10 protein-coding genes are annotated in these 11375 nt (G+C 52.5%); all 10 read right to left on the bottom strand.

The window, feature by feature from the left end; translation table 11 throughout:
* Positions 1-1593: hypothetical protein (locus tag PHN51_12120; protein MDD2819526.1), on the bottom strand; the 1593-nt coding region annotated here is incomplete at its 3' end.
* A gap of 81 nt (positions 1594-1674) precedes the next feature.
* Positions 1675-3489: a kelch repeat-containing protein gene (locus PHN51_12115; protein MDD2819525.1), complete on the bottom strand. Its 1815-nt coding sequence runs from the start codon at positions 3487-3489 to the stop codon at positions 1675-1677.
* A 36-nt stretch (positions 3490-3525) separates the two neighbouring features.
* Entirely contained in the window at positions 3526-5400 is a 1875-nt protein-coding gene (locus PHN51_12110; GenBank protein ID MDD2819524.1) for a tail fiber protein, read from the bottom strand.
* Between the two features lie 87 nt (positions 5401-5487).
* On the bottom strand, positions 5488-6414 hold the full coding sequence (locus PHN51_12105; protein ID MDD2819523.1) for a hypothetical protein: 927 nt from the start codon (positions 6412-6414) through the stop codon (positions 5488-5490).
* Position 6415: 1 nt separating this feature from the next.
* Positions 6416-6916 (bottom strand): hypothetical protein, encoded by a 501-nt coding sequence (locus tag PHN51_12100; protein ID MDD2819522.1) that lies wholly within the window; start codon positions 6914-6916, stop codon positions 6416-6418.
* 12 nt (positions 6917-6928) lie between these two features.
* On the bottom strand, positions 6929-8257 hold the full coding sequence (locus PHN51_12095; protein ID MDD2819521.1) for a hypothetical protein: 1329 nt from the start codon (positions 8255-8257) through the stop codon (positions 6929-6931).
* 38 nt (positions 8258-8295) lie between these two features.
* The gene (locus PHN51_12090; protein MDD2819520.1) at positions 8296-10050 is read right to left on the bottom strand and encodes a 3'-5' exonuclease; all 1755 of its coding nucleotides are present in this window, start codon (positions 10048-10050) and stop codon (positions 8296-8298) included.
* Positions 10051-10138: 88 nt separating this feature from the next.
* Positions 10139-10438: a hypothetical protein gene (locus tag PHN51_12085; protein ID MDD2819519.1), complete on the bottom strand. Its 300-nt coding sequence runs from the start codon at positions 10436-10438 to the stop codon at positions 10139-10141.
* On the bottom strand, positions 10435-10881 hold the full coding sequence (locus PHN51_12080) for a hypothetical protein (GenBank protein ID MDD2819518.1): 447 nt from the start codon (positions 10879-10881) through the stop codon (positions 10435-10437). The genes PHN51_12085 and PHN51_12080 overlap by 4 nt, the downstream gene beginning before the upstream one ends.
* A gap of 127 nt (positions 10882-11008) precedes the next feature.
* Positions 11009-11359 (bottom strand): hypothetical protein, encoded by a 351-nt coding sequence (locus PHN51_12075; GenBank protein ID MDD2819517.1) that lies wholly within the window; start codon positions 11357-11359, stop codon positions 11009-11011.
* Positions 11360-11375 lie beyond the last annotated feature (16 nt).

Below are 11375 nucleotides of genomic sequence, written 5' to 3'. Positions count from 1 at the left end.
GGTAGCCACCACAGCTGCGTCTGTTTTCCGAACAGAAAGATTGTCGCTCACGAACGAATGACCGAGACTACCATCGGCATAAACGGGAAGTCTGTAGCATGTAGTACCGGATGACCCCGCGCCAAGGATGTAAAGAGACTGACTGGTCAGGTAGAACTGCTCTGTGAAAAACAGCGCAGGTAAGCCCGACGGAACAGTTGACCACCCACCGAGGTTGCCGCTGACATCATGACCCGCACGTAACATGTTGCGTGATCGAGCTCCACCTTGTGCCCAGTGGTTGATGACGTAAACAAATCCGGGTGTCACCACAAACATACCGCCGGAATGATATTCGTCTGGCATGTTGTCATACTCTTCCCATGCTCCCAGATTGTCATCAGCGCTGAACTCCGCCATGTAAACCTTGCGTCCAACGACAGCGTAGATCTTGTTACCCAGTTTGAAGAAAACGTTGTTGCGGGTACCGGTCAAGCTAAAGGGAAGATTGCTCAGAGCGGAGAAGTTACTGATAGTACCATCGCCGTTTATGGTTGCTGAGACATAACCCGAAGATTCGGGTGCGGTAACAGCACCAAAAATGAACACTTTATTCTTCGCCAGAATGACGGAAGCGGTGGTGTGGTAGAAGGGATTCGAGGAGGTGTTGTAGTTGTTACCAGTGGCTGTCCAACTGCCGATGTCACCAGACCCATCGATGGTCGCGGTGTAGATCGCTGTGTTCAAGCCGACACCTGTGTGCCCGGCTGTCAGGTAGACACGATTTTTGGTCACAAAACAGCTAGGATTGTTCAACGCTAACGGAACTGGGTTACTCGACTGCCAGCCGGAGATGTTGGTCGATTGGGTGGGGTTAAGACCGCCGCCCTGTAGTACCCAGGGTCGACCATAGCCAGCCACTGCCGTGTTTCGGGCCTGAGCGCCGACCTTGGCATACAAGGCTGGAAAATCGGCGATGTTGACCTGTCCGCCGTTAGCCCGAAGCAGTCCTTCTTCATCAGAAGCTTGTGGGTTATAGATAGCGACAATGTCACCCACTGACAACCCATTGGATCCACCTGTTGCTGCGATGGCTTCAGCATAGCCTTTACTGGCGGCGTGAGTATCCTGAACAGGGTCACCGATCAATGTGACGTTGTCGGCAAATGCGCCACCTTGATCGGACATCACGTCAGTGATACCCAGTCCAGCGAGGTCTGTCGGCTGACCGCTACTCACCAGACTGTAGTCCAAGTTAGGGAAATCTTCAGCGATCAGGTCAGTGCCGCTTATGACCTGACCTCGGCTGTTAACTGTCACAGAACTCATCCATCCAGGGGTCACACCTGTGGGCTGATACATGGTCAGGTTTGTACCTGGCAGACTGTAAAAGTGACCACCGATAGCAGGAAGATTTGACACCGCCAAAGCTTGATCAGACAACCTGGAGACATTCAGATTCTGTACAGCTGAGTCTACATAGGACTTAGAAGCTGCCTCGTTCTCCAGCAAAGGAAGACGAGACAGCCGAATGGGTGTGGTGATGGTCGCACCAGGAATATAGATGACGCCGTCACTGGCGGACGCGTGTGGTTTACCGTAGAACAGCTGCATGGAGCACTCCTGATGTAAAAAAGGGATTCACAAAATACCCTCCCTCTGTACCCGGGAAGACCGGGTACAGAGGGGGTATCTTTAAGCGTACTTGATGTAGTACTGCATGCCGTCTACCCGGACATCGTCCAGGTTAGGGAGGTTATACTCCGTCGCCGTTCCAGCCGCGTTGATCTGCTGAGTACTAAAGTTGGTGTAGTCATTCAGTCCACCACGGAACGCCGTTGCGTAGATGGCCGTAGGGTACCCTGCGATTCCGCGACCGCCAAGATAAACCAGCAGGTCTTTAATGACAAACGCTTGGTGCCCGGCCATTTCGCTCGACGTAGAGTAACCGTCGATAGCCCATGTCCCGATTGTCCCGTCTTCCAAAATAGGAGCGCTTACAGTGGCTGAACTGTAGGTGGTGCCATTTGTACCACCAATAAAGTAAACACGATTCTTCACCACGACCACCTGAGCTTTACCCATAGCCACAGGAAGTGTCTGAGCCTCAGTGACCCAGGCGCCCAGTGTGCCGTCCAGATTGATCGGAGCACTGAAGATCTTGTTGGTACCGGCGCCGTCGCCGAGCAATCCACCGAAGAGATACACCCGATTCCCGATGATAGCGTAGTCACTGTGGCGAACAGCTTCCGGTGTCGCGCCACCCAAAGAGGACGACCACGAACCAGTCATCAGTCCACCGCCGGCTAAATCGATCACGTAGGATGTACCAAACCCGATCACATGCAGCTTCTTGCCGATTACAAAAGCGCAGTGTCCGGTCTCCGCCGTAGGAAGTGAAGATGCCACTGTAGACCATGACCCGAACGTATTGTTGGTACCCCAGGAGGTTCGCCAGATTACATTCGACGCAACACCACCCACGGTTTCTCCACCGATGTAGTAAATGTACCCACCAACAGAAAGTACTTGTCCGTAGGCCCGTGACGCAGGAAGAGCGCCCGTGCTTACTCCTACCTGAATACCAAAGCTACCGTCTTCTCGAATAGACATGGAACTACACGTCGTGTAGTATGTCGTGTTCAGTTTACCACCAAACCTGATGACAGCATTGTTACGAATCAGCGCCCGCTGTCCTTCAGCCGAACTGATCGTTGAGTTAGGGATAGCGTAGAACGGAGCGGCTATCTCCGTTTGTTCAGAATTGAAACTGTACTGTTGTTTCCACGGTTGTCCGTGACCTTGGGTCGCCGCGTTTCTATACGCGTGCCCGATAACGTCGTACAGTGGTCGAAAGATCCCTCCGTATCCGTCGATAGGGAGAACGCCGCCATTGCACTGAATAAACTTGGCACTGTCCCACGTGTCGGTCAAAACGATCGAACCAATAGGCAAACCTTCTACAGCTGGCCCACCGGACAGTGTCGTGTCAACATAGCCCTTTGTGGCAACTTCGTCGGGTGTAACGGGATCCGCGGCAACTGTGATCGGACCACCCAGAGTTCCGCCAGAGGTCAGGAGCCCATCGGTGACACCAAAACCAGCCGCAGTGGTAGGTTTCTCACTGACATCGCTCCAGCCGGCTGAAGGAATATCGCTAGCCTCAAGGAACAATCCTTGGCTGACGCGACCATAGTCGTCCAGAACAAACTTGGTATACCACCCAGGGGTCACACCGTTTGTCGGTAAATTGTAGTACTGTGCGTAACCATCATCGTGCTCAAACGTTACGGCACCCGTGTAAAACGGGGCGTTTCCAGCCGGCACATAATCAGTGACCAGGGCACTAGCCGACAGGTTCAGAGCCTTTGTGTCAACATAGCTCTTGGTGACCGCCGAAAGACCTGCGTTGCCTTCCGCTGACAGAAAGATCCTGTCGCGAATAAACCCTTGAGCGTCGATCATCAAACCGCCGTAGGCGAGATCGTTGTCATAGATAGTGAGTTTCATAGTTTTACCTCAGTTAGATATGTGGGTCGATGTTACTCAGCTCTTGATCCAGGCGTGAACGCCGCGCTCTTCGATCTCAGACAGATCAGGCAACCCAAAGCTGTTTGATGGGGTCAAGTTACCAAGATAACTTGTGTAAGGGGGGTAGTAATCGCTTCCCCCCGGAATCTGTGTCCTGTAGATAGCAGGGCTGATGGTTCCGTTGCTGATCTCTCCGCCGATACGCACCAGCAAGTTTTTCACAGAGATCATCTGCGAATCAGCCACCCCTTCGCCAAAGTACGGCAGGTCGGTACGCCATGCTCCGGTATCCATAAGACCAGTGTTGCGATCGATGGATGTGCTGATAATGTCGGTGACAACGGCGTTACTCTGCACCATGCCAGAGAACAAGTAAACACGGTCAGCTGTGACATGCATAGTGCACCGATGTCGATATGCGGGCGATCCAGAAACAGTCCACGAGTGGGTAGTCCAGGCGCTAAGTCTCCCGTCCTGTTGAATGTCAGCCGACAAGATGCCGCTCCATGGACCAGTGGTGTTGGTGACGCCACCGATCATATAGACTTTCCGATCCGTTACAACCAAAGAAGCTTCAGACAGTGCCACAGGCATAGCTGACTCTGCTCTCCATTCGCCGCTTGGAAATTCTGAACCAGGCGAACCTGTGATCGCGATAGAGTAAACTGTGCTCTGCACGGTGTTTGTCGCATCTCGCCCGCCAAAGTAAAAAAGACGATCACGAATGATCGCAACAGATCCAGACTTTCTTGGACCAGGAAGTACAGCCGCCCAATTAAGCCAAGAGGTAATCAGTCCTGTTGCGCCGACTGTCGCGTACGCAATACTGTCCGTTACTGTGCCACCGGACAAAGCTCCGCCCAACAACAACACGTTATTGTTCAGAACAACAGCCCTGGCGCTTTGACGTGGGGCGGGTAGCGAAACGCCGGCGGTCCAGCCATTGGTCAATTGTCCAAACGCGGTAAGGTCGGCCACCAGCGTTGATCCAATAGTTGTACCAGCGCTGTTTTTTCCGCCCAAAATGTAGGCTTTGTTGTTCACCACCACACACTGGTGATCAGAAACAGCGGACGACATGGAGGTCCCGGTTCCCCAGTTCGTGTTAACCTGATGATTCAGTTTGTTGAAATGGTACTGCTGCTCCCAGGGGCGACCTGCGCCGGGGATAGTGCGGTAGTCGTACTTGTTTCCAAACCGTGTGTACAGGTCGGGGTAGGTAGATTTTAGGACATTGCCACCGTTGGCTCGGATGTAACCGGCGGGCGCAACGTCAGACGCAGTCAATCGAATATCCCCTGTGACGTACAAAGGGCCGGAAGAGCCACCTGAGGCAGCCGCTGCTGCGTCAACATAGGCCTTTGTCACGGTCTGAAGATCAGAAGAATACGTGATCGCTGTGGGATCCGCCACGTCCAGCGTGATATTCCCTGTAACTGTTCCCCCATTCAGTCCGAGCAGATCGGTGATACCGTAACCGCCACGAGTGTTCGGGAGACCAGACAGCTTGGTCCAAGACTGACCCGGTATATTGGCAGCTGTCAGAGAAGACGTATCCGTGACATAGCCGTAGGGACCGACATAGGCCCTAGATGTGACGGTAAGACCCGCCGGTAAGCTGGAACCCACGCTTATGTTGATAGCGCTCCCTGCTCCGACTTTGGTGATTTTGCCACCAAAGGGACCCAAACGCTGGGTGTGCAAAATACCCGTGGTAAAGTTGTTCACATCCAGAACGCTGGCCTTGTTCTGAACATACTGCATCTGCACGACTTCGTCGGCTTCGGTCGCAGGACGCATCATGTACACAGGTGCCTGTGCAACGTAAGACCCGACAGAAATAGCACCTTCGCCATCCATCAGGGAACTGTTAAAGACTCGAACTCGCATTTTACACCTCTCGTAAAGGACTGAAATTTCACAGAATACCCGAGCCTGGACAGGGGTGGACCCGAGGTCCACCCCTGTCTCAAGCCCTTATTTACCCAGGGTAGTGACCAGTTTTGCCAGGTCAATCACAGCTTCCAAGAAAGGCAAACCTTCCTTCAGCATCACGCAAAGTTCACCAGCTTCGTAGATGTCATCCACAAGCTGAAGAGCTTCCCGCGAGTTGTTACCCCCAGTCTCGATGAGACTGTAGGCGAACTCGCCTTTATCGTTGACACGATCTACAGCAGCACGGTGTTCCCGCAGAAAGCCCAGTACGCTGCTGGTGACCGCGCTAACGGACACAGGGTCGATATCTGCCAACCCGTTCTTGAACTGGCGAACCTTAGACAACTCGACATGAGCCATCAGTACCTGAATCACAGCTTTGTTGAGCTTGTTCGCAAATGGCTCGTACATCAACTCTTTGTCATCGATGATGTGTGCCAGTTCACGCAGACTGGTAGATGTCCAGGCGTCGTAAGTTTTGTTGCGGTAGATAATGGGTACCGAGAATCCCGTACCCCCCAGAGGGTCAAGAATCGCGTTCAGTTGTCCGTAGCACTGATCGTAGAGTGGCTCCAGCTCCTTAAAGGCATCGGAGATTCGATACAGCATAGCCATGATGTCAGACGCAATCACAGAGGCTTGTGTCAAGTCAGTGGGACTGTAAGAGGTCAGAGCGGCATAAGCCCTTGTCTTGTTAGCCACACTGGGAGACTGAGACATCTTGGCCGCCAGGGTCGCGGTGATCATCGCCGGCATGATTGAGACAGCTTCCGTGGCCACTGCGCCGCTGACAGTCTCTAAACCAGCCAAAGCCTCAGCCGCTTCCAGCCGATCGACGGCTGTAATCATCCAGGCCTTCTGTGCCGGCGCCAATTCAAACACCAAACTCTCTGTGCCCACGATTGCTTCTGGCGTGTTGCCGCCTTCTACAGGCTGTTGGTGTTGGTCGATCACATTGTCAAGTGCCATGTCAGCCCCTTGCCACCACAGGGCGCTCTGTCGAAGGATCAGCCACCCAGTCGGTCAGCAGCACACTTCGGAAGGTGGTCAAGATGTAGTTGGCGTTGCCAGCGTTGTCACCTATCTGACACAGACGACCAGCGTCCACATAGCGGGTGATCTGGCTCATCTCGTCGATGACAGTCTCACGGTTACCGCTGAAGATCATGGCTTCGGGCTGCCAGGCCACAGCTGCGCGCCACGACACAAACTCCACCACAGTGGCTTTCAAACCAGCTGTGTCTTCATGAGTGAAGTGGATGTACTGGTTCAGAGAGTCGTACAGGACACTTTCGATGGCTGCACTGTACTTCTGCACGTACAGCGTCAGATTCACCTCACTGGCAGGTGGCAGAGCGATACGCTCAGAGATAGCCTTTGCCAGCAAGGTCAACTCATAAGGCTTCAGCCGACGATGGTTGAACGAGAGAAGGCGACTTTGCAGGTCTTGGGTCAAAGCAGGTTTGGACATGGGTTTTCCTTTTCAAAGAACTTTCAATTGGGCTGACTTCACAAACAGCTCGTTGTTCAAGCTGTTTTCCAGGGACTTCTGAAGATCAGAATAGTACCTGGCTTCTCTGGCATCTGGAAGCACCAGATCCGCTATCTCATAGGGCAGACCATTCACATCCATGTGGTCTTCCAGGATACCGCTGATAAAGTCGTACTGGTCCAGCAGCTCTTGCAGTACCTCTTTCGGCAGATGCAAACGTTTCAGCGCGTTGACCACGGTATGCTTCACACGACGAAACCTGTCCATCGGGAAGTCATATGTCATGTCCACAGTGTCACTGTTGTGTAACAGAAAGATCACTGCCCAGAAGACCAAAGCTCCCCATACAGGGAACACCATGAACGAAGCAGCAAAGACCATGATGTCCACGCTGATCAGCACAGCGTACAACACCTTGCTGTTCGGAGCTATCGCTCCGCTGAACGCCATCATCTTTGCCAGAGCACTGACCAGCTCCTTGCCCAACCCAAACCTGGTGGCAAAGGTATCAGACATGTTCTCATAGTTGGTCTGGTTGTATTTCCCGTTGGCTATCTGGGACTTGATCTCTCCCAGATACGCCTTAGCCAGCTGACCACAGAAGTCATACCTGTGTTTGTCGTCTGTCAGCAAAGACTCGTTGAACTCAGCTTTCGTGAACTTGTTCTTGAACAGGTACACTGCTTTCTCGTAGTCCTTGTTGTTCAGTTCAGACAGCACGTCGTAGATAGACCTGTTGGTGGTCTCCACGCGGTTGTGTTCTTCCAAGCCATCGAAAGCGTGACCCAGCTCATGGCAGATCACAGCCGCTGTCTCTTCAGGTGTCAACCCAAAGTCTTTCAGCAGCACAAAGTCGATGATCAAGTAGTGACCCACCTCAGCCAGGTACCCCCCTACCCTGGCCAACCGTGTGTCCACATAACCTTTACGGCCATCCAGCTTCTTCAGCTGAGCTTTGCGGTGCTTCTCGATCTGGCTGTACTCTTCCATCGCTTTATGCGAAAAAGAAAAGATCGAGGAGAACTTGCCAGCTTTGAACTGGTTCATGTCCTTGGCGTGTCTGAAGTAATCACCGAAGAACGGGATCACCGCAGCCGGTGTCAGCACGTGAAGCTCTTTCATGAACTTCACGTTCAGTCCAAGGCGTCCGTGGATCAGCTTCTCCATCTGACTCGGGTACGCACTTGTCCCGATCAAGTTTCGAGTGTTCTTGAACTTCTTTCTGTCGATCTCTTTGTAAATAGAAGACACCAGCTCGATCAGCTGCCCCGGAAAGGCGTCCTTGAGCTGGTAGTCTATGGTTTCTAAGGCAAAAGCCATGGATGTTCCTTAGACAAGTTGATTGGTCAGAAAATGCCTCAGACGGTCATCAGGAAGTCTTCCAACTCTGCGCTGTCCAAAGTTGGCAAGTCGTACATCACAGAGTGATACTCCAGTACACCCATGCCACCCAGACACACTGTCAGATTCTGTTCCCTGAACACATCCTCAGCGATACCAGCGATGCTGATAACTTCGTTGACACAGGTGGCTTTGCTGACGTTGCCCACCAAAGTGGCTGTAGGGTACGCTGCTGTGGCGTCCACATCGTACACCGTACCTCTGAAGTTTGACACAACCTCAGGGAAGTCGTGGAAGATTTTCAGTCCTTCATTCAACAGCAGATTCTGCTGAAGCATCTGGATCCAGCCGGCCAGACCAAGACCGGTGTACTTGTTCTGGTCTTCGTGACCATTCTCGTCTGGTCCATCGTCTTCATCATCGTCATCGGCATCGATTACAGACTCCAGCAACTCATCCGGTACACAGTCGGCCAGCTCCTTGTCCTCTGAGACATTGCCAGCTGTACCCACCACCACACCTCTCTCTAACCCAAACAGAAACAACGCATCCACGATCTTACGCGGATTGCTGTTGAATTTGGCAAAGTCCGTGATACCGGCGCCAGCTGGTAAACTGTTACAAAGGTCTTTGGTCTTCTCCTCGATCTCCAGCATACCCAGACAGTCGAAGATGTTGTACACCATGTACTCGATCGGGTAGTTCTTCTGCATGAACCTGTGCCACGCCTCTTTTTCATAGGCGTCAGCTTCTGTAAAGGTCAGCTTTCTCTTCTTCAGCACCCTCTGAAGAATAGCGTCCAACGAGTAACTGGGTTCCTCAGGTTTGGCAATGCGCAGTTGTCGGTACACGCACATCGCATCGATCGCGTAGAACGTGCTTGTGGATGTCAGGTAATGCCATTGGAGAGAAGGGTTAATGGGCTTGGACTTGCCAGACGCAGTCTCTTTTCGAGTGATACCTTCTTTGTATCGACAGTATCTGTAGGCTCTGGGGACGTTCTGATCGCAGATGATGTTCTTGGGATCCACATTGTGAACCTTCAGTCTGTCCATGATCCGCTTCATATCGAAGTTGATGTTCCAGATAGCCAAGAAATCAGGTGCCCACTCGTTAGCTACCCTGAACACATCTGCCAGCAACTCTACCTCAGTCTCAAATACCCGAGTCACCACCTGAATCTTGTTCGCGTACTCAGGAAGGTACTTCTCGATAGCTTTGTTGAGTCTGTCCGTGTAGTTGCTGACATTAGCCAGATACTTGGACAAGATAGACATCTCGACCTTGCCCCTGTAGACCACAGTGGCCATCAGGATCTCTAAGGTATCAATGTCTGTTTCAATGTCGAACCCAGCGACACTATAAGGTGTCTGGATGAATTCGTTCTTCATCAAGTTCTGAAGCTTGATGATAGAGGTAGACGTTCTGTCAAAGCCGTACAAGTATGGACTGTCTTTCAGCTTCTTAGGCTGAGTGGCCAGATGAGGCATGTCCAACATCTCAGCCGCACGTCTGTTCAAGTCAGACTCTGTGCACTTGACCTGGATGGTCTTGTCTCTCTGTTCAAACTCTTTCTTGTCTTTGTGATTGCGGTGCTCTGGTCGAGTCACCCACAGTGGTCGCTGAAACTCTTTCACAAGGTAGGTGCTGGGTCCAGAGGTGCCATCCTCGTAATGAACATGCTCCTTGACAAAGTGGCAGTCTTCCCTGTAGTCTGACTTGGGGATATGGACCGCAAAGCGGACTTCCCTCTTCACTATCTTTTTGCTCATAGATTCTCCTGGTCATCTCATTTGACCACAAGACCAAAAAAGAAAACCCACCTACCCAGCCTTGAAGCGGGTAGGTGGAATCTCTTTATCAGGAGGCGCTCTCCTCCTCCTCCGCGTCAATATCGGCGCAGACCCTGTCTAGGTCAACAATTTCGTTGACCATGTCCAGCAAGTCGTCAATGTCGCCATTGACCAAGGGGCTGCCAGACCCCTTCAACAGAAGCATACGATCGTATGCTTCTGACAGTGCGACATCGCACGCAGATTGTTTTCGACGGGAGCGGATCCCGACGATCACTCGCCGGAATCCCTCCATGCGTTTCTCCCGGATCTGGCGGGTGATCCGGCGGAGATTATCCGCCAGCTGCTCGTATGTCATCGCGGTCATGCGCGCCCCTCTGAATAAAGAACTCGCGCTTCAGCGGCTGCTTGGCGCTCCTGCTCCGTGGACACCTTTGTCTTGAGCGCAGCGATGTCTCGCTGGTCTTTGGCTCGGTTCAACCTCAGCTTGCTGGCCAAGGTTTCCTCCAGGGAGTGGCAACAGACGCCATCGATCAGCACGGTAGCACGGTCTTCCGTGATCGCATGCATGTCAATGAAGTCGTTGTACTCCAGCACCAGCGTGGTGCCGAAGTAGTGGGTGTTGAAGACACCCGTTTCCAGCAGCTTGGTAAACAAGTCCGCTGGAACGTCGACGTCGATGTCACTGGTCTCCTCTCGGACACCGTGCATGACGCACGCCCCTCCCGCCCCGACGATCATCTGCGTCGGTTCCAGCGGGAGTTCCGCCAGAGCGGCTTTGTACCGCTCTATCAATTCAACTCTATCCATCTAGCTCCTCTCTACCCTAACTGTCCGTGACACCATGTCAAGAATTCAGATAAGGATGTTCAACAAGTATATATGTAACCCAAAGAAAATCAGATCCCTCTGTGCCCCTAAGAGCACAGAGGGTCTGTCAGATTTCATGCTGAGACTTCAGATGTTTCAACACGTCGTCAGTCGTGCTGCTTTCCTTCTTGCGGTGACGATCCACGGCTTGCAGGATCTTATCGATCTTGTACCGAGGTCTGTTCAGGAAGTCGTCAAACGGTATGCCCGTGTACTTGAACACGTCACGCATCATGTACGAATCCAGATAGGCGTCGTACAGATAGTGATCCATGAACTTGGCGTTGTCACGCATCAGTGCTGTGGCGAATGGATGCGTAGACTGACGGTAGTCATGGATACCGTAAGCGGTCTCCTGAAGCTCTACCAGCAACTGCTTGGCCGCAAGGTAGTCATCTTTACCTGTGAACCACTTCAAAGCGTCGTACAGGAAG

Source organism: Candidatus Nanopelagicales bacterium, assembly GCA_028687755.1.
In the GTDB taxonomy this organism is placed as follows: Bacteria; Actinomycetota; Actinomycetes; order S36-B12; family S36-B12; genus UBA11398.
This window is presented reverse-complemented; position numbering and strand designations above follow the sequence as displayed.